This window comes from Stenotrophomonas sp. LGBM10 (assembly GCF_046736075.1).
GTDB lineage: Bacteria > Pseudomonadota > Gammaproteobacteria > Xanthomonadales > Xanthomonadaceae > Stenotrophomonas.
On the sequence record NZ_CP177163.1, the window covers coordinates 4023049 to 4048521 of the forward strand.

Annotated in this window: 26 protein-coding genes and 1 pseudogene; 14 read left to right on the top strand and 13 right to left on the bottom strand. The window is 65.5% G+C overall.

Translation table 11 applies throughout. From position 1 onward, the window contains the following. Nucleotides 1-95: 95 nt before the first annotated feature. Entirely contained in the window at nt 96-3140 is a 3045-nt protein-coding gene (locus tag ACLB90_RS17700) for a carboxypeptidase regulatory-like domain-containing protein (protein WP_411850680.1), read from the bottom strand. Between the two features lie 261 nt (nt 3141-3401). Then, the gene (locus tag ACLB90_RS17705; RefSeq protein WP_411850681.1) at nt 3402-4424 is read right to left on the bottom strand and encodes a LysR substrate-binding domain-containing protein; all 1023 of its coding nucleotides are present in this window, start codon (nt 4422-4424) and stop codon (nt 3402-3404) included. Between the two features lie 364 nt (nt 4425-4788). On the opposite strand from ACLB90_RS17705, the gene ACLB90_RS17710 reads away from it, so the two are divergent. The 6 genes from ACLB90_RS17710 (at nt 4789) to ACLB90_RS17735 (ending at nt 12826) form a co-directional block, all read left to right on the top strand. Then, complete coding sequence (locus ACLB90_RS17710) at nt 4789-5562, top strand: SDR family NAD(P)-dependent oxidoreductase (protein ID WP_411850682.1); 774 nt, start codon at nt 4789-4791, stop codon at nt 5560-5562. A gap of 87 nt (nt 5563-5649) precedes the next feature. Further along, on the top strand, nt 5650-6870 hold the full coding sequence (locus ACLB90_RS17715; protein WP_411850683.1) for an efflux RND transporter periplasmic adaptor subunit: 1221 nt from the start codon (nt 5650-5652) through the stop codon (nt 6868-6870). Between the two features lie 162 nt (nt 6871-7032). After that, nucleotides 7033-10203 (top strand): efflux RND transporter permease subunit, encoded by a 3171-nt coding sequence (locus tag ACLB90_RS17720; protein ID WP_411850684.1) that lies wholly within the window; start codon nt 7033-7035, stop codon nt 10201-10203. 25 nt (nt 10204-10228) lie between these two features. Then, nucleotides 10229-10966 carry an SDR family oxidoreductase gene (locus ACLB90_RS17725; protein ID WP_411850685.1) on the top strand — a complete coding sequence of 246 codons (738 nt, stop codon included), beginning with the start codon at nt 10229-10231 and terminating at the stop codon, nt 10964-10966. After that, nucleotides 10960-12390, top strand: coding sequence for an efflux transporter outer membrane subunit (locus tag ACLB90_RS17730; RefSeq protein ID WP_411850686.1), 1431 nt, complete (start codon nt 10960-10962; stop codon nt 12388-12390). Before ACLB90_RS17725 ends, ACLB90_RS17730 begins: the two co-directional genes overlap by 7 nt. 169 nt (nt 12391-12559) lie before the next feature. Then, entirely contained in the window at nt 12560-12826 is a 267-nt protein-coding gene (locus ACLB90_RS17735; RefSeq protein WP_411850687.1) for a hypothetical protein, read from the top strand. Between the two features lie 3 nt (nt 12827-12829). Here the strand turns inward: ACLB90_RS17735 and ACLB90_RS17740 are convergent, their stop codons facing one another. The 3 genes from ACLB90_RS17740 to ACLB90_RS17750 all read right to left on the bottom strand — a co-directional run bounded on the left by ACLB90_RS17740 (nt 12830) and on the right by ACLB90_RS17750 (nt 14903). Next, entirely contained in the window at nt 12830-13213 is a 384-nt protein-coding gene (locus ACLB90_RS17740; protein WP_411850688.1) for a VOC family protein, read from the bottom strand. 77 nt (nt 13214-13290) lie between these two features. After that, entirely contained in the window at nt 13291-14154 is an 864-nt protein-coding gene (locus ACLB90_RS17745; protein ID WP_411850689.1) for an endonuclease/exonuclease/phosphatase family protein, read from the bottom strand. An 80-nt stretch (nt 14155-14234) separates the two neighbouring features. Further along, nucleotides 14235-14903, bottom strand: coding sequence for a hypothetical protein (locus tag ACLB90_RS17750; protein ID WP_411850690.1), 669 nt, complete (start codon nt 14901-14903; stop codon nt 14235-14237). Nucleotides 14904-15062: 159 nt separating this feature from the next. On the opposite strand from ACLB90_RS17750, the gene ACLB90_RS17755 reads away from it, so the two are divergent. After that, nucleotides 15063-15620 carry a GNAT family N-acetyltransferase gene (locus ACLB90_RS17755; protein WP_411850691.1) on the top strand — a complete coding sequence of 186 codons (558 nt, stop codon included), beginning with the start codon at nt 15063-15065 and terminating at the stop codon, nt 15618-15620. Between the two features lie 42 nt (nt 15621-15662). On the opposite strand, the gene ACLB90_RS17760 is transcribed toward ACLB90_RS17755, so the two are convergent. Next, the gene (locus ACLB90_RS17760; RefSeq protein WP_411850692.1) at nt 15663-17228 is read right to left on the bottom strand and encodes an EAL domain-containing protein; all 1566 of its coding nucleotides are present in this window, start codon (nt 17226-17228) and stop codon (nt 15663-15665) included. Between the two features lie 319 nt (nt 17229-17547). Between ACLB90_RS17760 and ACLB90_RS17765 the strand changes: the two genes are divergently transcribed. Beyond that, nucleotides 17548-17859 (top strand): hypothetical protein, encoded by a 312-nt coding sequence (locus ACLB90_RS17765; protein WP_287248950.1) that lies wholly within the window; start codon nt 17548-17550, stop codon nt 17857-17859. A gap of 261 nt (nt 17860-18120) precedes the next feature. On the opposite strand, the pseudogene ACLB90_RS17770 reads toward ACLB90_RS17765, so the two are convergent. Beyond that, a pseudogene (locus ACLB90_RS17770) lies at nt 18121-18288 on the bottom strand (helix-turn-helix transcriptional regulator); the annotation flags it as partial. A 30-nt stretch (nt 18289-18318) separates the two neighbouring features. Further along, nucleotides 18319-18543 (bottom strand): hypothetical protein, encoded by a 225-nt coding sequence (locus ACLB90_RS17775; RefSeq protein WP_411850693.1) that lies wholly within the window; start codon nt 18541-18543, stop codon nt 18319-18321. A 92-nt stretch (nt 18544-18635) separates the two neighbouring features. Here ACLB90_RS17775 and ACLB90_RS17780 point away from each other — a divergent pair, with 92 nt between their 5' ends. After that, the gene (locus tag ACLB90_RS17780; RefSeq protein WP_411850694.1) at nt 18636-18857 is read left to right on the top strand and encodes a hypothetical protein; all 222 of its coding nucleotides are present in this window, start codon (nt 18636-18638) and stop codon (nt 18855-18857) included. A 553-nt stretch (nt 18858-19410) separates the two neighbouring features. On the opposite strand, the gene ACLB90_RS17785 is transcribed toward ACLB90_RS17780, so the two are convergent. From ACLB90_RS17785 to ACLB90_RS17800, 4 genes are all read right to left on the bottom strand, one after another. Beyond that, entirely contained in the window at nt 19411-19611 is a 201-nt protein-coding gene (locus tag ACLB90_RS17785) for a hypothetical protein (protein WP_411850695.1), read from the bottom strand. Next, the gene (locus tag ACLB90_RS17790) at nt 19604-19873 is read right to left on the bottom strand and encodes a hypothetical protein (RefSeq protein ID WP_411850696.1); all 270 of its coding nucleotides are present in this window, start codon (nt 19871-19873) and stop codon (nt 19604-19606) included. Before ACLB90_RS17790 ends, ACLB90_RS17785 begins: the two co-directional genes overlap by 8 nt. Further along, complete coding sequence (locus ACLB90_RS17795; protein WP_411850697.1) at nt 19866-21071, bottom strand: hypothetical protein; 1206 nt, start codon at nt 21069-21071, stop codon at nt 19866-19868. Before ACLB90_RS17795 ends, ACLB90_RS17790 begins: the two co-directional genes overlap by 8 nt. A gap of 271 nt (nt 21072-21342) precedes the next feature. Beyond that, nucleotides 21343-21822: a hypothetical protein gene (locus ACLB90_RS17800; protein ID WP_411850698.1), complete on the bottom strand. Its 480-nt coding sequence runs from the start codon at nt 21820-21822 to the stop codon at nt 21343-21345. A gap of 153 nt (nt 21823-21975) precedes the next feature. On the opposite strand from ACLB90_RS17800, the gene ACLB90_RS17805 reads away from it, so the two are divergent. The 5 genes from ACLB90_RS17805 to ACLB90_RS17825 all read left to right on the top strand — a co-directional run bounded on the left by ACLB90_RS17805 (nt 21976) and on the right by ACLB90_RS17825 (nt 23699). Continuing rightward, on the top strand, nt 21976-22419 hold the full coding sequence (locus ACLB90_RS17805) for a phage regulatory CII family protein (RefSeq protein ID WP_411850699.1): 444 nt from the start codon (nt 21976-21978) through the stop codon (nt 22417-22419). Between the two features lie 92 nt (nt 22420-22511). Continuing rightward, on the top strand, nt 22512-22691 hold the full coding sequence (locus ACLB90_RS17810; RefSeq protein WP_411850700.1) for a hypothetical protein: 180 nt from the start codon (nt 22512-22514) through the stop codon (nt 22689-22691). After that, the gene (locus ACLB90_RS17815; protein ID WP_411850701.1) at nt 22691-23155 is read left to right on the top strand and encodes a hypothetical protein; all 465 of its coding nucleotides are present in this window, start codon (nt 22691-22693) and stop codon (nt 23153-23155) included. The genes ACLB90_RS17810 and ACLB90_RS17815 overlap by 1 nt, the downstream gene beginning before the upstream one ends. Before the next feature lie 209 nt (nt 23156-23364). Next, a complete protein-coding gene (locus ACLB90_RS17820; RefSeq protein WP_411850702.1) occupies nt 23365-23514 on the top strand; it encodes a hypothetical protein in 150 nt (49 codons plus the stop codon). Beyond that, on the top strand, nt 23511-23699 hold the full coding sequence (locus ACLB90_RS17825) for a DnaB-like helicase N-terminal domain-containing protein (RefSeq protein ID WP_411850703.1): 189 nt from the start codon (nt 23511-23513) through the stop codon (nt 23697-23699). Before ACLB90_RS17820 ends, ACLB90_RS17825 begins: the two co-directional genes overlap by 4 nt. Before the next feature lie 160 nt (nt 23700-23859). Here ACLB90_RS17825 and ACLB90_RS17830 read toward each other — a convergent pair whose 3' ends face one another. Beyond that, nucleotides 23860-25425: a DUF4365 domain-containing protein gene (locus ACLB90_RS17830; RefSeq protein ID WP_411850704.1), complete on the bottom strand. Its 1566-nt coding sequence runs from the start codon at nt 25423-25425 to the stop codon at nt 23860-23862. Nucleotides 25426-25473 lie beyond the last annotated feature (48 nt).

The window sequence follows — 25473 nt, forward strand, 5'->3', positions numbered from 1 at the left end:
GCCCGCACACGTTGCTGCAGTGGAAATGCCGCCCTTAAGGGCGGCATTTTTTCAGGTGCCGGCCGTTGGCGGCTACGGCTCTCTTCAGCCACCGCTCACCAGTTGTACTGCACCTGCAACCGCGCATACCGGGGCGTGGTGCTGTAGCGCGCCTTGCCGAAGTTGAAGTGGTCCGTCACCGTCCCGGCCGCATTGACGTCGTAGCGTGCCTCATACACCTGCACCGGCGTGACGGTATTGAACAGGTTGATCACCGACAACTGAACGCTCAGCCCGGGTAGCGCGGCTGGCGAATACACCACGTTGGGGTTGACCGTTGCGGTCCACGGCGTCCTGCCACGGCTGCCCAAGGGCGAAATATCGTCCTCGCCCACCTCGCAGGTGTGGAACACGCCGCGATAGCCGAACTCCGTATCGAACGTACCGTTGCCGCCGCCCAGGCAACTGATCGGCGTGCCCGACTGCACCAGCAGGTTGGCACCCAGCTGCCACTGCGGGCCGAGCTGGTAACTGCCGAACAGCTTGAAGCTGTGGCGGCGATCGTTGAACAGGTAGCCATCGGCGCCGTAGGTGAGTTCCTTGAAATCGAAATCCGAGGTGGTGCCGGTATCGTCCTGGCCGTTGGTGCTCTTGACCAGGCCCTCGTAGTTGCCCATCAACGTGGCCCAGGTATAGCTGGCGCTGGCATACCAGCGTTCGGTGCGTTTCTCCGCCGACAGCGTGAGCGAGCGGTAGTCGCGCCTGGCCTTGGGGCCCAGTTCGCTGGCGGGTACGGTGATGCGGTCGGGCCTGCCGTCGCCGTCCACGTCGATGTCCAGCGTCAGATCGCTGCCGGGGTTGTACTGCCAGCAGCCGGGCAGGCCGCCCGGGATTTCCCACTTGCTGTCCCAGTGCGACAGGTCGTAACCGGCAGCCTTGGCGGCGTTGTACAGCGACCGCGAATCGCAGGTGTCGTCGATCACCTGGTTGATCCGGCGCAGCGTGAACTTGGCACCCAGCGTCCAGCCGTCCAGCCAGTCGTTGGCCGAGCGCAACTGCCGCTGGTAGCCCAGGATCAGTTCGTCCTGGGTGTAGGGCTTCAGGCCCAGCGACGCCACCGCACGCGGGTCGGGCGTGTTGCCGTCGGCGCCGTTGACCACGCTGTCCGCGCTGCCATCGCGATACGACCCGGTGATGTTGGGTTTGCCGGTCACCGGGTCGTAGCCGTCGTAGGTGTAGTAGGTGATCGTGTAGAACGACGCCGTGGCCGCGCGCAGCGCAACGTTGGCGGCGATCGGCAGCGAGTACCGGCCCAGCGAGGCGAACAGCTTGCTGTCGCCGTCGCCGGCGGGGTCCCAGGACAGGCCAAGCCGCGGCTGCCAGATGTTCTCCTGCTTGACGAACGTCTCGCCCCCGCCATTGCGGTTGTCGAAGGCATCGTTGCGCAGGCCGGCGTACAGCATCAGGGTGTCGGTCGCCTGCCAATGGTCTTCCAGGTACCACGAGGCCTGTTTCACGCCGATCTTGCCGCCGGTACGGAAGTTGATGCGCTGGGCGTAGTTGGCGTACAGGTTCCAGTACGCGCCGCTGGAATAGGCCGATCCCTGCACCGAGGCCCAGTCCTCCTGGCTGTAGCCGGCGCCCAGCCGATGCTTGCCCACCTCCCACACCAGTTCGGCCTGTCCAGTGGTGCGCTGGTTGCTGCCGTTGCGCAGGCCCATCTGGCTGGACACGGCGCAGCCCACCTGCCTGCCGAGCACCCGGTCCACCACGTAGGGACAGTCGCCATCGGGGCTGTTGATGTCGCCGTCGTAGTCGGCGCGCTGTCCGTCCGGGCTGATCGTGTAGACCCCGTTGGTGTTGCGCATGCGCCCCTGCTGCAGGCTGGCAGTGAGGGTGTCGCTGAGCTGGCCGGTCCACTTGAAGATGTGGGTGCTGCCGCCCGAGCGCCCCTCCGTGCGCCCGCGGTAGTCGGTCTTGGTCGGCTCGCCGTCGGGCTGTGCGCTGCTGTATTCGGCGTCGTAGTAGTCGTAGCGGTAGCGGCGGCGGTTGTCGAAACCGGTGTACTCCAGGTGGTGGCGGTCGTTGAGGTACCAGTCCAGTTTCAGCAGCCCATAGGGAGTGCGCGAGCGGTAGTCCTGCCCGGATGACGACAACGATGTGGGAGGCACCGGCGTATCCGGAGCGCCCGGTTTGCGCGCGCTGCTGGTGGTGCGCCCGCCGAAGCTGGTGCTGTCCGAGCGCGACAGGCTGCCGAGCGCGAACACGAACAGGCGGTCTTCGATCAACGGCCCTCCGACCCACACGTTGGCGACATCGCTGGACTGCCGGTTGTTGTCGAAGGACTTCAGCAGCGTGCCATCGGTACGCAGCGTGTCCGGCGTGCTTTCGCGCAGCCCGTTGGGGATGGTTGTCCAGCTGGCGCCGCCCTTCCAGGTGTTGGTGCCGCGCTTGACGTTGACGCTGGTGACACCGCCGGTGGAGAAGCCGTAGCGTGCGCCATAGCCGCCGGTCTGCACGTCCAGCTGATCGATCGCCTGGAACGGAACCTCGACGAAGGACAGGCTGTTGTACAGATTGGTGACGTTGAATCCGTTGATGTAATAGCTGTTCTCCGCGGCCGAGCCGCCACCGAACGAGGCCGGGCCGAAGAAGCCGCTGCTGGCCACCGTGCCCGGGGTGAGCAGCGAAACGCTGGTGACATCGCGCCCTACCGGCAGGGTGTTGAGCTGCTCGGCGGTAAAGGTGGTGCGCGACTCCACACTGCCCACATCGATCGGCACCACGCCGCCGCCCTGCACACGGACCGTTTCCAGCGTGGCGATCGTGGCGAAGTCGGCCACGGTGGTCTGGCCCGCCACGACGGTCACCTGGCGCTGCGCGGTGCTGCCGTCCGGCCGGGTGATGCGGACCTCATACGGGCCGGTGGACAGTGCCGGCAGGCGGAAACGGCCATCCGGGTGGATCCGCGTTTCGCGTGAGGTACCCACATCGAGGTGCCGGATCTGCACGGTGCCGCCGGCAGCGTCGGGGACGTGGCCCAGGATGTCCCCGACCGTGCTCTGGGCCAGCGCGGATAGAGGGGCGAGCATCGCCATCAGCAGCAGGGAACGCGTGGTGTTGCGCGGGTGGGTCCAGCACGTGCGGAACGGGGACTGCATGTCGTCGCCTCCTGTGCGGCCGGCCGGGCTGGCCAGGTCGAGTGAGGCGGAACGTAGTGCTGCGTGACGATGCGATGTGCGGTTTGGCTCACGTAGTGAACGTGGAGCGTGACGCAGTGGCGCTTTGTGGCGGTGTCGCTTGCTCGAGTCGTGACGAGGATCGCGCTACCAGGCAGTGCATCACTCCAGCAGGTGAACAGTGCGATCAGGCCAGTTGCGACAGGTCGCGCCGGCGTGCCGGCGCGACACCCCAGTGGGCGGTCATGGGGCGGTAACGGTCTCCAGGATCCGCTTGCCGGTTTCCTGCAGTTCGGCTTCGGCCTGGGTCTGCTGCTGCTTGGCCAGCTTGGCGGCCGGGCACTGCGCCAGCATGTAGTTGGCGTCGAAGTTGAGCTTCTCGACCAGGAAGTCGACGAACGCGCGCACCTTCGGCGATACCAGGCGACCACCGGCGAACACCGCGTTGAAGTCCACTTCCGGGCCGGTCCAGCCGGCCAGCACGCGGCGCACCATTCCCGACTCGACGAACGGCTTGGCCATCACATCGCCCGTCAGCAGCAGGCCTTCGCCGCACACCAGCGCACCGTTCAGGGCCGACGGATCGTTGGCCACCAGCAGCGGGTTGACCGGGAAATCGCGCAGTTCGCCACCGTTCTCGCCCAACTGCCAGAAGAACCGGTTGTTGTTGAGGTTGCGCGCCTTGCGCATCGCCAGAATGCGGTGGAACTGCAGCTCATCGGGGTGCAGCGGTTCGCCGTAGCGCTCGATGTAGGCCGGGCTGGCGAACACCTGCGTGCGCAGGCTGCCCAGCTTGCGCGCCACCAGGTTGGAGTCGGGCAGGGTACCCACGCGCAGCGCGAGATCGGCTTCACCGGCAATCAGGTCGAGCTTCTCGTTGCCCAGGTGCATGTCCAACTGGATTTCCGGGTACTGCGCATGGAACTGCCCCAGCAGCGGCGCGATCCAGGTGATGCCGATCGAGTACGGCACGGTGAATCGCAGCCAGCCACGCGGACCGGACTGCAGTTGGCTCACCGCGCCTTCGGCTTCTTCCAGCTCGCGCGCGATGCGCTGGCAGTGCTCGTGATACACCGAGCCGGCCTCGGTAAGGCCAAGGCGACGGGTGGTCCGGTGCAGCAGGCGCGCGCCCAGGCGCGTTTCCAGTTCCTGCACTTTGCGGCTGACCGTCGTCTTGGGCAGGCCCAGGGCGGTGGCGGCGGCGATGAAACTGCCTTGCTCGACCACTTTGACGAAGATCAGCGTGTCGTTGAGATCGTGGGCCATGACGGGGGTCCATTGTCGGGGGAGGGGACGTCCGGCGGGATTGTGCCGGGGACGGGACGATTATTCCCTTTAATCCGGACTAATCAAGTGGGAGTTTGGGGTCTATCGTGGCGCCATTCCCGATATGCAGGACGACAACCATGTGGTTGCGGAACATTCTTGGCCGCGTGCTCAGCGGCCGCAAAGCCCCGCTGGACCTGGCGATGACCGTTGAGAAGCGCCCCGGGGCCTTCTCCCACAAGGCCTTCCGCGAGTTCACCCCGCCTGCCAACCTGCAGCGCGGCGGTGCGTTCCGGCTGGCGCCCCGTGCGGGCGACCGACTGGGCCGAATTGGGATTATCCCGGCGACGGGAGTGAAAGTCCCATGAATGGGATATTGGCCCCCGAGGTCCTCGTGCTGGGTGGCACCGGCAACGTCGGCCAGGGCATCGTGGCGGCCCTGCTGGAAGCGGGCAGCCCGGTGCTGGTGGTCGGCCGCGACCCGGGCCGCCTGGCTGCGCTGCGCGACCAGTTCGCCGATGAGCCGGCGCTGGAGACGCTGCTGGGTTCGGTGGCCGACGACGGTTCGGCGCGCACGCTTGCCGAACGCATCGCCGCACGCCCGCGCCCGCTGGCCGCGGTCGTGGCCAGCCTCGGTGCGCCGCTGCGGCTGGGCCGGTTGATCGACCAGCCCTCGTCGTGGCTGATGGAACGCATCGAGCGCGACCTGGTCCCCCACGTCAACGCCGCCCATCACCTGGTGCCGCTGCTCGCGCAGCGCGCACCCGGTGCGCGCTACGTGGTCATCGGCAGCCCGTGCGGGTTGCGTCCGTGGTCCGGCCACGGCGATGCGTCGGTGTCGTCCGCGGCCATCCGCATGTTCGTGCAGGTGCTGCACGAAGAGGCGCAGGGCGTGGGCGTACGCGCGCAGATGCTGGAAGTCACCCATCCGGTGTGCACGCCGGGCAATGCCGCCAACGCCTGCGTCGAATGGCCGAGCGCGCTGGCCGTTGGCCGCCGCGTGGTGTCGGTGCTGGATGGTTGCCGCGACATGCGCCCGTTCCTCCGCTGCGACACCACCGATGCCGCGCTGCCCAAGGGGCTGCTGCGCATTGATGCGCCTGCCGTGCCCTGGCGCAACTCGCTCGACATGGCTTGACCTGAACATAAGTTGAGGTCGCAGGATGCCGCACCCCGTTCTTGAACACCTTTGTTTTCCTATCGTCACCACCCCCAGGACATCGTCATGACGCACTCTCCCTCCTCGAAGAACCTTGCCCGGCGCATCGCGCTCGGGACCGTGACCGCTTTGGCCCTGGCGGTGCTTGTCGGTTGCAGTGGCGGCCACGCCGAAACCGCCGGCCCGCCGCCGCCGTCGGTCAGTGCCGCGCCCGTGCTGGTCAAGCAGGTCAGCCAGTGGGATGACTTCAGCGGCCGCGTGGAAGCGGTTGAAAGCGTGGAACTGCGCCCGCGTGTTTCCGGCTACATCGACAAGGTCAACTATGTCGAAGGCCAGGAAGTGAAGAAGGGCGATGTGCTCTTCACCATCGACGCGCGCAGCTACCGCGCCGAACTGGCCCGCGCCGACGCCGAACTGGCGCGAGCGCGCACCCAGGCGCAGGTCAGCCGCAGCGAAGCCGAGCGCGCCCGCCGCCTGTCCGACCAGCAGGCGATCTCCACCGAAACCTGGGAACAGCGCCGTGCCACCGCCGAACAGGCGCAGGCGCAGGTGCAGGCCGCGCAGGCGGCCGTGGATGCGGCACGCCTCAATGTCGAATTCACCCAGGTGCGTGCGCCGATCAATGGCCGTGCCGGCCGCGCGATGGTTACCGCCGGCAACCTGGTCACCGCCGGCGACAGCGCCAGCGTGCTGACCACGCTGGTGTCGCTGGACAAGGTGTTCGTCTACTTCGACGCCGATGAAGGCACCTTCCTGCGCTATGCGCAGATGGCACGCAAGGGCGAACGCCCGAGCGAGCGCGACAGCGAACTGCCGGTCAAGGTCGGGCTGTCGGGTGAAGAGGGCTATCCGCACAGCGGCAAGGTCGACTTCCTCGACAACCAGGTCACCCGCAGCACCGGCACCATCCGGGTCCGCGCGCTGCTGGACAACGCCGACCGCGCCTTCACCCCGGGGCTGTTCGCCCGCGTGCAGCTGCTCGGCAGTGGCCAGTTCCAGGCCATGCTGATCGATGAGAAGGCCGTGCTGACCGACCAGGACCGCAAGTACGTGTACGTGGTCGACAAGGACGGCAAGGCGCAGCGCCATGACATCCAGCTCGGCCGCACCGCCGATGGGCTGCGCATCGTCGAGCAGGGCCTCAAGGCCGGCGACCGCGTGATCATCGACGGCGTGCAGAAGGTCTTCATGCCTGGCATGCCGGTACAGGCCAAGGCGGTTGCGATGCAGCCGGCTGCGGCTGCAGCGGCGCCTCCGGCTGTTGCACAGGTCACCGCGCTGAAGTGAAGAGCAGCCGACTGACCGTCGGCTCTACATAGCAGCCGGCTCCCCCGTCGGCTCTACCGTTTCTGCCATCGCCCCGTGCAGGGGCACCCTGCCACCGCTGTCGCCTGCGACAGCGGCCGGGGTCCTGCACGCCGGCGTTGGTGAACACCCAGGAATCCACCAATGGACTTTTCCCGTTTCTTCATCGACAGGCCGATTTTCGCGGCCGTATTGTCGATTGTGATCTTCGCCGCCGGCCTGATCTCCATACCGATGCTGCCGATCGGCGAGTACCCGGAAGTGGTGCCGCCGTCGGTCGTGGTGCGCACCGTCTACCCGGGTGCGAACCCGAAGGTGATCGCTGAAACCGTCGCCACCCCGCTCGAAGAGGCCATCAACGGCGTCGAGGGCATGATGTACCTCAAGTCGGTGGCCGGCTCGGACGGCGTGCTGCAGATGACCGTCACCTTCCGCCCGGGCACCGACCCGGACGAGGCGGCGGTGAAGGTGCAGAACCGCGTCGCCCAGGCGCAGGCACGCCTGCCTGAAGACGTACGCCGGCAGGGTGTCACCACCCAGAAGCAGTCGCCGACGTTCCTGATGGTCGTGCACCTGACCTCGCCCAACGGCAAGTACGACACCCTGTACCTGCGCAACTACGCCCGCCTGCACGTCAAGGACGCGCTGGCCCGGATTCCCGGCGTGGGCGATGCGCAGATCTTCGGCGGTGGCGACTACGCCATGCGCGCCTGGCTGGACCCGGACAAGGTTGCCGCGCGCGGCCTGACCGCGTCCGACGTGGTTGGCGCGATGCGCGAGCAGAACGTGCAGGTCTCGGCCGGTCAGCTCGGCGCCGAGCCGATGCCCAACAGCCAGTTCCTGACCCTGATCAATGCCCAGGGCCGCCTGCGCAGCGAGCAGGAGTTCGGCGACATCGTGCTCAAGAGCGGTGCCGATGGTGAAGTGGTACGCCTGTCGGACGTGGCCCGGGTTGAACTGGGTGCGGGCGACTACACCCTGCGCTCGCAGCTGGACGGCAAGAACGCCGTGGGCATCGGCATCTTCCAGGCTCCCGGTGCCAACGCGCTGGAGATCCGCGATGCCGTGATCGGCACGATGGACGAAATGCAGAAGGCCTTCCCGGCCGACGTGAAGTACGAAGCGGTGTACGACACCACCATCTTCGTGCGCGATTCGATCAAGGCGGTGGTCTCGACCCTGCTGGAAGCCATCGCGCTGGTGGTGCTGGTGGTGATCCTGTTCCTGCAGACCTGGCGCGCCTCGATCATTCCGTTGATCGCGGTGCCGGTGTCGATCGTGGGTACGTTTGCGGCACTGTACGTGCTGGGCTTCTCGATCAACACGCTGAGCCTGTTCGGCCTGGTGCTGGCGATCGGCATCGTGGTCGATGACGCGATCGTGGTGGTGGAAAACGTCGAGCGCAACATCGAGGAAGGCCTGTCGCCCACGGCGGCGGCGCACCAGGCGATGAAGGAAGTGTCCGGCCCGATCATCGCGATCGCGCTGGTGCTGTGTGCGGTGTTCGTGCCGATGGCCTTCCTGTCCGGCGTGACCGGCCAGTTCTACAAGCAGTTCGCCGTCACCATCGCCATCTCCACGGTGATCTCGGCGATCAACTCGCTGACCCTCTCGCCGGCCCTGGCCGCACGCCTGCTCAAGCCGCACGGTGCGCCCAAGGATGGCCCGAGCCGTCTGATCGACCGCCTGTTCGGCTGGGTGTTCCGTCCGTTCAACCGCTTCTTCAAGTCCAGCTCGGAGAAGTACGAGCGTGGCGTGTCGAAGATCCTCGGTCGTCGTGGCGCGGTGTTCGTGGTGTACGCGGTGCTGCTGGTGGGTACCGGCTTCATCTTCAAGCTGGTGCCGCCGGGCTTCATCCCGACGCAGGACAAGCTGTACCTGATCGCCGGTGTGAAGCTGCCGGAAGGTTCCTCGATCGCGCGTACCGATGAAATGCTGCGCAAGGTCGCCAAGATCGCCCAGGAAACCGATGGTGTGGCCCACACCATTTCGTTCCCGGGTCTGAACGCGCTGCAGTTCACCAACACGCCCAACACCGGTGTGGCGTTCATTCCGCTCAAGCCGTTCAACGAGCGCCACGGACGCACCGCCGCGCAGATCAATGCCGAGATCAACCAGAAGATCGCCGGGCTGCAGGAAGGCTTCGCCTTCGCGATGATGCCGCCGCCGATCCTGGGCCTGGGCAACGGCAACGGCTACCAGATGTTCATCGAGGACCGTGGCAATCTGGGCTATGGCGCGCTGCAGAACGCCGTGCAGGCGATGCAGGGTGCAGTGGCGCAGACCCCGGGCATGGCCTTCCCGATCACCAGCTACCAGGCCAACGTGCCGCAGCTGGATGCCGAGGTGGACCGCGTCAAGGCCAAGGCCCAGGGCGTGCAGCTGACCCAGCTGTTCGACACGCTGCAGACCTACCTGGGTTCGTCCTACGTCAACGACTTCAACCAGTTCGGTCGGACCTGGCAGGTGATCGCCCAGGCCGACGGCCAGTTCCGTGACAGCGTGGAAGACATCGGCAAGCTGCGTACCCGCAACGACCGTGGCGAGATGGTGCCGATCGGCTCGATGGTGACCGTCAAGCAGACCTTCGGCCCGGACCCGGTGCTGCGCTTCAACGGCTACCCGGCTGCCGACCTGGCCGGCGAAGCCGACCCGCGGATGCTGTCCTCGGCCGAGGCGATGAACAAGCTGACCGAAATCGCCGGGCAGGTCCTGCCGGTGGGCATGACCACCGAGTGGACCGACCTGAGCTACCAGCAGGCCACGCAGGGCAAGGCTGCCTTCATCGTGTTCCCGGTGGCGATCCTGCTGGCGTTCCTGGTGCTGGCCGCGCTGTATGAGAGCTGGTCGTTGCCGCTGGCGGTGATCCTGATCGTGCCGATGACCCTGTTGTCCGCGCTGTTCGGCGTGTGGCTGACCGGCGGTGACAACAACGTGTTCGTGCAGGTTGGCCTGGTGGTGCTGATGGGCCTGGCGTGCAAGAACGCGATCCTGATCGTCGAGTTCGCCCGGGAGCTGGAGATGGGCGGCAAGGGCATCGTGGAAGCCGCGCTGGAAGCCTGCCGTCTGCGTCTGCGCCCGATCGTGATGACCTCCATCGCCTTCATCGCCGGCACCATCCCGCTGGTGCTCTCGCACGGCGCCGGTGCAGAGGTGCGCTCGGTTACCGGCATCACCGTGTTCGCCGGCATGCTGGGCGTGACCCTGTTCGGCCTGTTCCTGACCCCGGTGTTCTACGTGGCCCTGCGCAAGTTCGTCAGCCGCAACGGCGGCGGCAAGCTGGTGACCCACGGCGAACCCACCCTTCACCATTGATTCCTTCCCCCGCGAGGTTGTTCACATGAATACCGCTACCCAACAGATCGCCCTGGTCACCGGTGCCACCCGCGGCATCGGCCTGGAAACCGTCCGTCAACTGGCCCAGGCCGGCGTGCATACGCTGCTGGCCGGGCGCAAGCGCGACGTCGCCGTGGCCGAGGCGCTCAAGCTGCAGGCCGAAGGCCTGCCGGTGGAAGCCATCCAGCTCGACGTCGGCGATGCCGCCAGCATCGCCGCGGCGGTGCAGACCGTGACCGAGCGTCACGGCCGCCTGGACATCCTGGTCAACAACGCCGGCATCCTGCTCGACGACATCAAACTGGCGCCGTCCGCGCAGACCCTGCAGACCTGGCGCGAAACCTTCGACACCAACGTCTTTGCGGTCATCGCCGTCACCCAGGCGTTCCTGCCGCTGATCAACGCGTCGCCGGCAGGCCGCATCGTCAACGTTTCGAGCATCCTCGGCTCGCTGACCCTGCACAGCCAGCCGGGTTCGCCGATCTACGGCTTCGCGGTGCCGGCCTACAACGCGTCCAAGAGCGCGGTGAACGCCTGGACCGTGCAGCTGGCCTACGAGCTGCGCGACAGCACCACCAAGGTCAACACCGTGCACCCGGGCTATGTCAAAACCGACATGAACGGTGGCGAAGGCGAGATCGAGATCAGCGAAGGTGCGCGCTCCAGCGTGGGCATGGCGCTGGTCGGTGCAGATGGCCCCAACGGCAGCTTCACCTACCTGGGTGAGGTGCTGCCGTGGTGATCCGCCTGTTGACCGCTGCCGTGACCAGCGCGCTGCTGGCCGGCTGCGTCAGCGTCGGCCCCAACTACCAGGCGCCACCGGCCGAGCCGGTGACTCTGCAGGGGGCCGCCGCGCCGGTGTTCAGCACCACCTCGCCGGTCGCCAGCTGGTGGGCGCAGTTCGACGATCCGGTGCTGGAGCAGCTGGTGCATGACGCACTGGGCGCCAATCTGGACCTGCGCATCGCGATGTCGCGGGTCCGCGAGGCCCGCGCGGTGTTCGTCGAACAACGCCTGGACCAGCTGCCGCACGTGACCAGCGGTGGCAGCTATGACCGCCGCAAGCAGCCCGACGCCACCGTGGGCGGCGAGCGGGTGTTCAGTGAGACCTACCAGCTCGGCTTCGATGCCGGCTGGGAGCTGGACCTGTTCGGCCGCCAGCGGCGGGCCGCCGAAGCGGCACGCGCCGATCTCGGCGCCGAGCAGGACAACCTCGCCGATGCGCAGGTCACCGTGGCCGCCGAGGTGGCGCGCAACTACTTCGAACTGCGCGGTACCCAGAAGCGCATCGACGTGGCCAAGCGCACCCTGGTCAACCTGCGCGACACCCAGAAGCTGACCGAAACCCGCTGGGAACTGGGCGCGGGCAGTGAGCTGGACGTGCAGAGCAGCCGTGCGCGGTTGAAGGCGATCGAGGCCGACATCCCGCTGCTGGAAGTGGCTGAAGTACAGTCGCGCCACCGCCTGGCGGTGCTGCTGGGCCAGCGTCCGGACGCGTTGGACAGCCTGCTGCAGCCACGCGAAGTACCGGCCTACGCCAAGGCATTGCCGCTGGGTGATACCACCGATCTGCTGCGTCAGCGCGCCGATGTGCGCGTGGCCGAGCGTCGGCTGGCCGCGGCAACGGCACGGGTGGGGGTGGCAACCGCCGATCTGTTCCCGCGGATCAGCCTGAGCGGTTTCGTCGGCTTCCTGTCCGGCGATGCCAGCGGCCTGGTCAACGGCAGCAACAAGGCGTGGTCGGTAACCCCGTCGATCAGCTGGGCCGCGTTCGATTTCGGCACGGTCAAAGCGCGGCTGCGGGCCAGCAAGGCCCAGGCCGACGGCGCCGCCGCCGAGTACGAAAAGGCCGTTCTGCTGGCACTGGAGGACACCGAGAACGCACTGACCCGCTACGCCAAGCAGCAGGCGCGGTTGTCGATCGTGGCCGAGCAGGCGCAGGCCGCGCGGCGTGCCGAGCAGCTGGCGCAGATCCGCTACCGCGAAGGGTCCGAGGACTTCCTGACCCTGCTTGACGCGCAGCGCACCCAGCTGGCGGCCGATGACGCGCTGGCCGAGGCCGAATCCACGGTCAACGTCAGCGTGGTCGGCGTGTACAAGGCACTGGGCGGGTGGGGCCAGCAGCAGGCGAGCGCTGCCGTGGCAGTGGTCCCGTCAAACCGCTGAGAGGAACATGACGGCCGGGGGCCCGATGGGCTCCCGGCCGTTGTCGTGCGTAGGAATATGCCGTGATCGTGCGTAGCGGCCATGTCGATGGCGACAGATGACGGCATTGCCTCTGCCCGCCGTGGCAGCGCCGGTGCTACAAGCCGGTAACACTCCAGGAGCCGCCGACATGTCGCAGCCGAAACCCTCTCTTGCCCGACGCGTGTATGGCGATCCCGGCCCGTGCAATGCCGGGCTGTCCCTGGCCGTGGTGATGCTGCTGGTCGTTGGCGCCCTGGTGGTGGCCGTGGCCTTTCTGCGCATGAGCGATGCGCTGCTGGACATGGGCCTGCTCGGCGCGGGCGTGTTCCTGGCCATTGGCGCGCGCATCTGCCAGGCGCGCAACCAGCACCTGGCACTGCACCGCCTGATCGAACGCAGCGTGGCGCGGCGCTGAGCCTCAGGGCCAGCGGTTGGCCGGCGCACGACCGTCATCATCGCGCATGCGCACGATGCAGAACCGATGCCCGGTCGGGGCTTCCATCACCCACCAGCGTTTGACGAAGCCGATGCGGCGTGCGCCCAGTTTCTCCAGGCGCTCGGCTTCGGCATCGATATCGTCGCTCTCGATGTCCAGATGCACGCGCGACGCATGCGTCACCCGCTGCACTTCCACGTTCAGGCCAGCCGGCGCGCCTTCAAGGTCGGCATACTCCGCGCCGTCCTCGGCACGGGCGGGTGCGGCGTGGTAGCCCAGCGCCGCCGCCCAGAAGGCGGCGGCGTCGGTACTGGGCGTGTCTTGGCAATCAATGATGAATCCGGCCAGACGGCTGCGATGGGCCATGACGGCGCTCCGAACGGAAAACCGTTGTTATCGTCGCCCCGCCATTGGCGTTGCGTGACGCCCGTGTGGGCGGCCGGTCAGCGCGGGGTGGCAGCAGGGAAGCGCAGGTCGACCTGCACCGGATAGTGGTCCGACGGCAGCACGCCGCCGGGTGTCTGGTCCAGCGTGCTGAAGCGGTCCACCGTGAACCCGCGCACCAGAATCCAGTCCAGTTCAACCGTCGGCTTGCCGGTGAAGTCGTGGAAGGTCAGGCGCGGGCCATCGACCTTGCCGGCGAGCTTTCGTGCATCGCCCAGCGCGGCGGTGAACGCCTTGTAGGTGTCGCTTCCCGGCTCGCTGTTGAAATCGCCGGTCACCACCACCGGCACGCCGGGCTGCAGCGTGGCCAGCCGCTCGGTGATGAGCGTGGCGGCCCGCACGCGGCGCGGCTCGTCCTCGTCACGGTACGGCAGGTGGGTGTTGAGCAGGTAGAAGCGCTGGCCATCGGCCTGACGCTGGAACAGCGCCCAGGTGACCATGCGCGGGAACAGGTTGCCCCAGGTGATGCTGCCTGGCACGTCCGGCGTATCGGACAGCCAGAAGTTGCCCGACTCGACCACCGTCAGCTGCGCGCTGTCGTAGAACACGCCCATGTGCTCGTCGCCGCTGCCACCGCGACGCCCTTCGCCGAACCAGCGGTAGCCGGGCAGGTGGCCGACCAGGTACGCGGCCTGTTTCTCCACCAGCTCCTGGGTGCCCACCACGGCCGGCTTCTGCTCGCGCAGCAGGGTCACCATCGCATCGCGGCGGTCGTCCCAGCGACGGCCCGGTTCGGTATCCACCGGCGTGCGCACATTGAAGGACATCACCCGCAGCGGGGCAGGGGTTTCAGCCCAGACAGCGGCGGGCAGCGACAGGGCGATCAGCGCGAGCAGCGCGGTACGGCGAAAACGAGACAACATTGGAATCCCTCCATCCCATGAAAACGTTTCCGGAAGGGTCGCATGGAATGCCGCAGGGGGGAATTGCCGGCGTTGGCGATTCAGTTCATCAACAGCGCCCAGCCGATCACGCTGTTGATCACCACGCCCAACAGCAGCACCCAGAGCGTGGAGAGGATCGTGTTGAGCCACGAGCGCTGCAGCGCCACCTTCAACCAGCCCGCCTGCACCACCGCGAACCAGACAAAAGACAGCACCGCCACCACCAGCCCGATGCGCGTGGACAGCTCGCCGGGCAGCCGCACGAACACCATGCTGGTGGACACCGCCACCGCGAACGGTGCGGCGAGGTAGCACTGCATGAAGAACGGGCGGCGCAGCGACTCGCGGGTCATGGGCACTTTCTTGCGCCGCAGCAGGTGTACGGTGGCGACCAGCGGCCACACCGCGAACGTGATCGAGCGATACAGCAGCAGGCTTTCCTCGTTGCCCATCACCGTGCGCGACAGTTCGCTGGTGCCAACCACGGTCTGGTGCATCATCAGCTCCACCCCGTGCGCCACCAGCACCGCCAGCATCAGGAACATCGGCGGGCTGATCGCATCGTCGAACTGCTTGTCCAGCTTCTGCGTCAGCTCGGTGTTGACGTACTGCGCCATCCGGCGCGGATGCACGATCACCCGGTACAGCGTGCGCGGAAAGAACAGGAACCAGGTGCACAGCTCGTAGAGGAACTCTTCCAGCGAGCGGAGCAGCTTGAGAAAATCCATGCGCAGGCGTCCTTCACCGCGGCCGGCGGCATTACCGGCCCATCGGTGCAGCATCGTCCCGCCGGGCGTATACACGGCGTGGATGACGCGACCGGCCCTTGCGCGGCGCGGCCAGCCCGGGCATCAATGTCGGTTCCTGCGCACACCGGGCAGTCCGGCATGACCATCCTGCACACCCCGGCTTCCGGCCATCCCGACGTCACCCTGCGACCGTTGCTGCGCAGCGACGCCCCGGCGTGGTTCGCCTGCCTGTCCCGTCCTGGCCTGCTTCGGCACACCAGCTGGCAGGTGGCCTCGGTTGCCGAGCTGGCGCCGCTGTTCGATGCGCTGGAGGCGCCGGAGCCGGCCACCCAGATCCGCCTCGCCATTGTCGATACCGCCGGCACCCTGGTGGGGAGCATCGGCTTCCACAGCATCAACCCGGCCCAGTGCAGCGCCGAAATCGCCTATGAGCTGGTGCCCGAATTCCAGGGTCGCGGGATTGCCAGCGCCACCTGCCGCCAGGTCTGTGCCTGGGGGTTTGCCCGTTTCGGCTGGCAGCGCATCCAGGCCTGCGTGCTGGATACCAATGCCGCCTCCGCCGCTGTGCTGCGCCGCTGCGGTTTCGAGCATGAAGGCCGACTGCGCCGCTTGCGCCGCGTGGCCGGGCACTCGCGTGATTTCGACGTGTACGCGTGCCTGGCACCCGACGGTACGGCTGATCTGGCGCAGGGCTGACGACGCGGGCCGCTGCCAAGGGCGGCAGCGGGTGGAGCCGAGTCAATTCGCGCGCGCGTAGTCCAGCAGTTCCGGCATCGACATCGGTTTGCCAAACAGCCAACCCTGGGCGTACTGCACCCCGGCATCGCGCAGGATGTCGCGCTGGCGTTCGGTTTCCACGCCCTCGGCGATCATCTGCAGGCCCAATGACTTGGCGATGCCGATGATATGGAAGGCCAGGGTGCTGGTGGGGTCGTTGCTGTCGATCGCATCGACGAAGGACTTGTCGATCTTGAGGAAGTCCAGGTCGTAGGTGGCCAGATAGGACAGGCTGGAATGACCCGTGCCGAAATCGTCGATCGCCACGCGGTAGCCACTGGAGCGGATCGCAATCAGGATGTCACGCGCGGTTTCCGGCTGGATCAGGCCGCGTTCGGTCACCTCGACCAGGACGTTGTGCGCACCAATCCCGGCCTTGTCGATCATCCGCTGCAGGCGTGACTGGATGCGCGGCACATTGATGTCGGCCGCCGACAGGTTGATGGCGATATGCGCGGCCGGGTCCTGCGCCACCAGTGCCTGCGCGTCGGCGGTGACCAGGGCCATCACCTCATCGGTGATCCGGCAGATCAACGCGTGCTCCTCGGCGACGGGAATGAACTCGGCCGGGCCGATCGGCGGCCCGCTGCTGCGTTGCCAGCGGATCAGCGCCTCGGCGCCGACGCAGCGTCCGCTGCCCAGTGCCACCACCGGCTGGTAGCGCAGGTAGAACTCGCGATTGTCCAGTGCGCGCGTCAGTTCGGCGCGCAGCGACATCTGCCGGCGCAGCAGCCCGGCCAGGGCCAGCAACGCCAGCAGCGCGGCCGCGGCGGCAAACGGCAGCGTGCGCTGCAGCGCCTGCCGCCACAGCAGCTGCAACTGTGCACGCGGCATCGCCGCCAGCACGGCGGTTTCGCCATCCCCGGCATCGCGCATGACCAGCCGGCTGCCTTCGACGGTGCGCGCCTGGTTGCCGCCGGCATAGCCGCGCAGCCAGGCCGGGTCCAGCGAGCCGCGATGGCGGATCAGGTTCCAGCCATTGGCGCCGCGGCCGATGTGGGCAATCGCCAGGGGCGAATCCGGCGGCAGCACATCGGTGACCTGGTCGGGGACGATAAAGGCGGCATAGTTGCCTGCGGCGTTGACGTTGAAGCGGCCGCCGGGAATCTCGTCCAGGCGCACGCCGCTCCACGACCGCACCTTGCCGCCCAGCAGCAGCCGCGACGGGCGGCCCAGCGGCAGTGGGCGATGCAGTTCGGTGAGGCTGGCGCAGCGCAGTACATCGCCGTCCAGCACCCCGATGCCCTGCACATAGCTGGCGTTGGCGGCGAGCGTACGCAGCTGGTCCAGGTGCGCCTGCGAGCACGACGGCGCGTCGGCCTGCGCCTCCAGGTGGCGGAACACATCCAGTACCTGCACCCGGGTCTGCGCCGAGCGGCGAAGCACTTCCTCGGCGAGGGTGGTCAGCTGCACCGTGGCCTGGCGCCGCGCCTGCCACCAGGCCAGGCCGCCCCAGGCCAGGACAATCAGCAGCAGTACAACCCCTGCCGCAACGGTGGCGCGAACCACCAGGTACCGATGGTGCATAGGCCGTTTCCTTCCCGAATCCGCCAAAGTGTGATGGATATCACAAAAATGGCGCGAAACTGGTGTGAAGCCGGGCGGGCAGGGCCGGACGTGGCAACCACTGCGAGACCCGATGGCGAAGATCGGTGGCCGCGCCGATCATCCAGCTCGAGCCATCGATGCCGCCTTGTCATCGCGTTGCGGCAGGACCGGGAAGCCGTGCGGTCGGCGTGATCGGGTGATGCTCGGCGGTCGGATCGGCAGTCCCGTTCCGTATCCAAGCGCGGGGGGCAGCAGGAAGGGTAACCTTGGCGGTTCCCTTCCTGAGCGACAGCCCCCAATGGATTACCAGCTTGTGATCAAGTTCTGGCGGAAATCGCTGGACGACGAGGCCTTCCTGGCCACGCTGGAGGCGCAGCTGAGCGCCGCCCTGGGCGGTGCCGCCACGCTGGACGGCTATGACGTCAGTGCCAAGGAAATCAACCTTTTCATGTTCACCGCCGAACCCCGGCCGACCTTCCGGCGGGCCAAGGATGTGCTGGAGCGCCTGGGTGTGCTGCACAGTGTTTCGGCGGCCTATCGCCTGGTCGGCGGCGCCCAGTTCACCTCGGTCTGGCCCACCCGCATGGCGCGCAAGTTCACCTTGCCGTGATGGAGCAGGGTGCGGCCGGTTACAAAGCGACACCTCGGGCGATCGCGCACAAAAAAGGCCGGGACCGTCGATTGATCTCGGGTTCCAGCCTTTGATGTACCGCCGAAGCGGTGAAATGGTGGAGGTGGGCTCTACCTTACTCGCCACGCAAAGCCTTTTGCGGCAAGGGGGGGCGCCGGAATCTGAGTCTGTACCCCCAGTCGTGCCCCCAGTTTCGTTGGCATGATCCCGCTCCAAAACGCGCTCCGAAATCCAGGCTTCAACCTCTGATTCCACCCACCGAACCGAGCTCCCCAGGGTGACCGGTTTCGGGAAGGATCCGACCGAAATGCGCGAATAGAGGGTCGATTTGGACAGTCCGACACGGTCCTGGACCTCCCCTCTTCGAAGCAGGCGGCGCGGAGCGAGCGGCTGCACGTTGCTGGTCATCTTGTCTCCTTCGCCGCAGTGCGCGGCTGATTAACTGCAGGGGGTAGGGGAAGGGCGGTTGGCCGGCCGGGCAGCCGCCATGACCTTCAGCGCCTCGTCCATGTCGCCGGCAGCGAGGTGCTGCAGGGCCAGCCCGCGCGCCTGCCATGCGCGGACGGTCGCGGGGCCGGCCGATGACAGGTCCACCCCGCTCATGCTGGCCAGATCGTGCCCGGTGCGCTGGATGGCGTCGCCGAAGGTGAGCTGCCATAGCACCACCGTTCGACATTCGCTTGGGAGATCTCAGCAGCTTGATCTCCGGTCCAGCTTCGGTAAGTATCCGCCGCGTCACCACAGGAGCGACGACGATGGATAGCATCCAGAAGTACACGCGACCGGGGAGCTACAAGGGCATCGATTTCGACGTAGAGATATGGCATTGCGACACGGGTGAAGTGATGGTTCAGGCCGTCCAAGTCGATGGGGAGCGGCCGCGCAAGCTCGCCGATGGCCATCGCGACTTGGTTGACGTTGAAGACGCGTTCCAGCTTGGATCGGAGATCGCCCGCGAGATCATCGACCGGCGCTAGAGCTGAAGTTTCAGCCACGGTCCACCTCCTGCGGCGCGGTTCGCGTGGGTAGAGCTGGGGGTTCATGAATTTCTATCCTCTGCAGGCCAAACCCAGATCCACTTCCGGCGGCCCGTTCGACCCGTCCGGCTATCGGTTCCGCTGGCGCTGTATCCGGCGCGCCTCCAACCGTCGAACCGATACACGTTCCCTGTGTGCATAGCCGCATCCTGGTAGCTGACCGCCCACCGGGCACCAGTACCGGGGAACACCAGCTCACGCCAAAGGCGCAGCGCCACACGGCAGGCCCACGCTTCGCCAGCGCAAAGCCGGGATGGCTCGATAGCGTTATCGCGGGCCATGTGCCCCAGTCCACCTCCAACCCGCTCACGGATGAGCGAAGAAGTGGTCACCACCGCTACTGCGCAACCGTTCACCGTCAGGCTGTGGGCATGGAACGATCCGCTGTTGCCGCGCTCCAATGGACCCATGCGGTGGCCCCACCTCACCAGTAGTGCATTGGCCGCGGCCAGGGTGGCGGTTTCAAAGGTCGCCAGCGGAAACAGTGCCGGGGTCATATGCCACCACCGGGACGCGCCATGATCTTCTGCGCCTCTGCCATGAAGCCGCGCGCCAGCGCCCTTGCCGCGCAGCGCCAGCACCAGCGCACCGCGCGGCAGGCCATGACGATCAGGGCCTGGACGATGGCGCCGACGACCAGCAGCGCGCCGAGGATCGGGTATCGGGTTGCCCAGGCGAGGAAGGACTCAGCCATTGCGAACCCCCGGCGCCGCATCGCGCACCGACCAGTTTCCGGTGCTGCCGTCGTAGTCAAAGCTCTCCGGCCAGCCAGTGCCATACCACTCGACAGTGAGGTCGTGGTGCAGGTAAGACGTCGTGTCCTGATCCACTACCCAGAATGCCCAGCCATCCTCGCCGTCCTCGCACATGCCGTAGGTCGGATAGCCCGGGGCATGCTGTTCGAGCCATGCTTTGATGGCTTTGCGGGCTTGGGCCTCCGTCGGTCGACTAGCCACGGGTCACCCCCAGCGCTGCATCGCGCTGGACGATCAGTGCTTGAAACTCAGCGATCACCTCCCTTGCGATGCGTTCGGTGTACGCGCGCTCTGCCTTCGTCATCCGGGTTTGGCGGCCGGAGATCATGTCTCCGGCCACGTAATCGGCATCGCACTGGGCGACGAACTCCATCACGGTGCGGTCGCCCATTGCGCCCCAGAAGGCTTGCCAGGCGTTGCCGTAGCAGGTGACGACGATGCGCCCGCGGCCAGCGGCTTGGTCCTGCACGAACACGCTGATGGGGTCGAGGTTGTTTCGTGCAGGGATGCGGATCTCGCGGACCTGCCCCAGGTCGATGGCCTGCGCCGGCCTGTGGCGGTGGAAACCCTCCGTGGTGGCGCCGGCCCACTCCGCGAAGCGTTTCGCCTCGTCAATCTGCGACTGGCTCAGGTGCTGATCGCTACCCATGCCAAGGGCAAACCGGAGCGGCTTGCCGACCGGGCTGCTGCCGCCCAGGTGATGCCACAGAACCCATGCGATGGCCGCTCGCGCGGTGTCGGTGAAGTCGGGCGACATCTCCACCGGCGTCTGGGCCTCCGGCGCTGCATCACGCTGGCTGTCGATCAGCGCCAACATCTCATTGGCCTGCCTGATGAAGTCGCGGCGCGGATCGGTTTCGGGAAGCTGCACCGCCTGCCACAGTGCGAACCCGACGAGGTCCTTGAACTTGCCCAGGCCGCTGCCCTGCGCGGGCGGGGCGGCGTAGAGCGAGTGCGTGCCCACGGGGAGCGCATAGGCGACGTGTGTAGCCAGTTCCATGCCAAATCCACCGTGGGTGACATGGACGGTTGCCACAGGCACCTGCGCCCCCGGCTGGTGGGCGGCGAGGGCGGCTTGCCAGCCGGCATACCATGCAGCGTAAGAAACGCCTGTGGCATGTTCGGCATACCCGTCCCAACGGTCGCGATGCAAAGGCAGGTGGCTTTTTGCCCACGCCTCGAACTGCGCCCGCGCGCCCCCCTGCACCTCGCCAACCCGCTGCTTGCCAGTTGCGGCGAGGCCGTCCCATTCCGCGAAGGCATTGCGGATGGCGTCGCGGGAATCTTCGGGCGCGTCGGTAGTGAGGTAGCCCAATACCCAATCGGCAATGATACCCACCCCCTGCTGCTCGGCCAGCTCTGCGGGCTTCCGGTCGGCGAACCATGCGCGGATGAGCAAAGGGCAGCGTTTCGATGGTGGCCTCGTGCGCCAGCTGCGCCTTCACAGTGGAGGGGGCGGTGTCGCTCACCGAGCTGCGTCCGGACATTTTGCCTGCGGCGGCCAACGACGACCAGGGGGTGGCAGATGCTGCCTGAGTTTTTCAAACCCGACGCCTTGGCCGTCGGGCACTGGGGCAAGCACGTCATGGACGATGAATCCGTCATTCCGTTCGATGAATTCCTGATGCCCATTGCGGCAGGGGTGTCGTTGCATCTCAGGCGCATGGCCATCAACCGAGCATGCTTTGAAGTAGCGGGAGCAGTTTTCCCGAATGCGCCATTGCCGCATCCACTGCCTTCAGTGCGAGGTGTTTTGTGGTCTCGGCAGGCAGCTTACGAAGCTCATCGACGTATCGCTGCTTTTGAGGCTGGTCTAGATCAGAGCGCAGGACCATCAGCTCCAGCATCTGCTGAAGAGAGTCGGCATGAATCTTGACCGTGGTCCCACCACGTTCCTCAGTGAGGCCGCCGTCGTCGCTGAGGTAGTCGAGACCTGCGGAAGTAATTCGGGTGGTTCCGAGGAAGAACTCGCCATCCAGCGATGTGGAAATGATGACGTCAAGCAGCCCGTGGTCTCTCAGGTACTTGATCTCAACGATGGCCTCATCTGCTTCCGGTCCCAGCGCTGCGATGAGGTCGACGGGCTGCGGATTGGCTTCCTCGGCGAACTTGAGGATCCGGACCAGGCGTTCCTTGTTGATCTTGGCCATCTGTCGCCCTCCTTGCGGGCATTGGCTGTGCGTGTGGTGACCGCAGCCTACCGCAAGGTGGGCGACACCTTCTTCCGTCCTTGATCTGACCGTATCCATAGCGCCCATCGTGCGCCGCTGACGCCCAGGCGTCTCCAATCGAGAAGTCCGCCCATGAATGTCACTGATGCCGCCTACGACACCGTCCACCAGTACCCGGGCGGCAGCGAGGCCCTGGCGCCCAGGATGGGCATGTCCGCCGCCACGCTTCGCGGCAAGGTCAACCCGAACACCGACCGTAATCTGCTGAGCCTGCAGGAAGCGGACACGCTGCTGGGTAGGACCGGCGACTACCGGATCCTGCATGCGTTATGCGCGGAACACGGCCTCATCGCGCAGCGCGTCGATGCGCCACAGTCCGGCAACCTGATCACTGCGTTGCTTTCGGCTGCTGCCGCGGAAGGCGATCTGGCGGAGCTGGTCTCGGAAGCGATGGCCGACAGCCGCATTACCCCGAACGAGGCCGACGCCATCGCGCGTGCCTGCCAGCAGGTCATGGCAGCCCTGGTGCAGGTCAGCCAGCACGCCGAAGCTGCGGCTGATCGGGGGGGGGTGTGAGTCGAGCCGTGTGCAAAAAGGGTGCGTTTTCTGAACGTTTCCGGCTTTCCCGTGCCATAGAGTGGGTGTCCGCCCACCGAGGGGGACACCTCATGAAGTCTCGTACCGACCTTCTCCGCAACATCCAGCATTGCCTGAATGTGATCGCTCGCGGTAAGCCTCTGACCGATGCCGAGCGCGCTGAACACCTCTCGCGCTGCGCCGCAGAGCAGGCGAAGGCCGAGGCTCTTCGTGCCGACTCCCAGGCTGATGACCTTCTGGGAGGGATGTAATGGCCCGTATCCGTTCAATCAAGCCGGAGTTCTGGTCCAGCGAGCAGGTCATGGAATGCTCGCCGACAGCTCGGCTCCTCTTCATTGGGTTGTGGAACTTCTGCGACGACGCCGGCAACCACGTGGCCAGCGCGAAGATCATCAAGGCCGAAATTTTCCCGGGTGACGACATTTCATCGACGGACGTTCAGCGAATTCTCGACGAGCTGTCGTCGAATTCCCTGATCGCCTCCTACGCCAATGGTGACAAGCAGTATCTGCACGTCACTGGCTGGAAGAAACACCAGAAAATCGAACGCCCTACGTTCAAGCACCCCCCATATTCGGATGCTGATCGTCGAGGCCTCGACGAGTCCTCACCCCCGGAAGGGAAGGGAGAGGAAGGGAGAGGAGAGGAAGGGAAAGGAAAGAAGAACCCCCTAACCCGCCGGCTGGCGTCGAGGGGAAGAAGGCGGGCCGATTGAAGCGGGAGAAGGTCACCTTCCCGGCCTTCGCCGAGGCGTGCCGCGAGGCGGGGGAACGAGCAATTCGTGCTGATGACCCGATTTTCGAATTCGCCGAGGACGCTGGGATCCCGAAGGAGTTCATCGGGCTGGCATGGCGGGAGTTCGCTATCCGCCACCGCTAGAGCGGCAGGCAGCAGAAGGACTGGCGCGCGCACTTCCGGGACGCCGTGCGCCGGAACTGGTTCAAGCTCTGGTGGTGCCCGGAAGGCGGCGGCTGCGAGTTGACCACCGCCGGTGTGCAGGTGAAGCGCGAGCGCGACGCCGAGCGCGAACGTGAGCGCCTTGAGCAGCAGGCCCAGCAGGACCAGGCCGCATGAGCGCCGTGCCCGAGTATCTGGACAACGTCGCCCAGCTCCGCATGCCGCCGCATTCGGTCCCGGCCGAGCAGTCGGTGATCGGTGCACTGCTGCTGGCGCCGGAAGCGCTGAAGCAGGTCCGCGACCAGTCGGCTGAGGACGCTGTTCTTTTAGGGCGCTGGAGTAGTCTCAACGCAACCGAATAGTATGTTTGGTGGCGTCAGTCCATCTCATCTCTGGCTTGGTTGCCAACTTCAGAAGTGCTGCCTTTCTATTATTTCTAATGATAGGCGACCTTGGCCTTCAATTCATCGGCTCAACCGGTGTTTAGCGTCGGAGACCCTGGAGTGACAGTCTTCGCGGTGACTACGTCTTTCGCCGAACGATATGGTTCCCGGCTGCATCATGTTTTTTGTAGCTAACCCAAGCTTGCCCGTTTCCACCTTTGACAATCCTGAGCTTCTCGGGGTCTGCGGTGCTTTCAAAGGCATAGCCAGTCATATGTATCTCGACTGGGAAGTGGCCGAGCGCCTTTCCAGCCACATCCAGTTGCCAATGTGTCTGAATGAGAAATTCGCCAGGAACACTTATGAATTTGCGCGCTTCGGGACTGACTGAATCGACTTCCATAGTATTAATGGTAACGGATCTCTGTACGCCCCTCAGAAGATCGAACCCAAAGTCGATGTCCTGGAAGTCCTCTTCGGAGAATACGTCTGAATCTTCGAGGGTGAAGAGGGAGTTGAGGGCGCGAGACATCATTTGGAGTCTGCTCAGGCTTCTAATGCGCTGAAACACAGGAAGTTTCTGACCGATGGGTGACACAGCCGGGGTCAGTGGCTGGCGGATCCCATTGAAGTCCAAAGTCAGCAGCATTGCGTCCTCGGCAGCAATCTGGTCGGCCCACGTTGCTAGAGGGGCGAGAGTATCAATTTCCTTTAGGGGGACTCCGTATATCGCGGAGCCCCTGATGCTAAGGTTGATTTCTGCCTTCAATGATGTCTCTACAACCGTGCACCGAATGATGATAGTCAACGGCGATGGGAGGGACTCATTCGTGATGCCTACTCCGGCGGTGCCATTAAATAGCTCAGCAGCTAAGCTCACTTCCTGCGCCAAGACGGAATATTCCTGGCCTGGACAAACGAGGACATGGCCTTGGGCGGATGCGTTCGACCGCATGGTGAGCTTGCCATGAGCAAGTAGCGGCTTCATTTGATCCTCGAAGCCAGGGATAGGCGCAAGGTTGAAGTCTTTCACATCAAATGTGCGGGGAAGGCCATACAAGTGCGCGTCCCGGACAAGGGCAATGTTCTCGGCGGTTCCGACCGGCGTGAAGGATAGCTTCAACTGAGAAAGCGCCTTCGAGAGCTCCTGCACTTTCTGAGTTTCGCTCTCGCCGGAACTGGGAGACGCTCTTCGGGCATTGCGATTTGCTAGATCAATAGATGGCTGCTGCCCGACGGATAGCGGATCTCGGGTTTGAAGGAGAGGCCCTACGATGTCCAACAGATAGCGTTCAAAGCCTTCACGGTCATTGAGAACCTTTGAAGAGTCGAACGTGACCACGCCTTTGCCATCGCCGATTAGCTTTTCTCGATTGCTCTTCGCCCATTCCTGAGCATGAACCCAATAGATGGAACGGTTGGGGGTGACCCTCAAGATAAAGACTGGGAGCACATTGTTCGCATACTGCCGCAGTCTGCTTTTGGAAACTTGAGTAGTGAGGCGGCTTCCCCTGGGCTCGACAGAGGTCCCTTTTACTTGTGCGAGAAAGTGAATGCCATGGTAGACAGTGTGATCTGGAGTGATACACAGGTCGTAACCAATGTCTATCTGATCGTGCCCAACGTTCCAGCTCCAATCCAAGAAGGCGTCTTCTACTGCAAGCTCTGCTTGTCGGCCAGTCTTCTGAGATTTAGGGAAATTCATCGGCTAGAACGAAACGTGTTGCAAGAATGACAGCCTACCACTGACTCT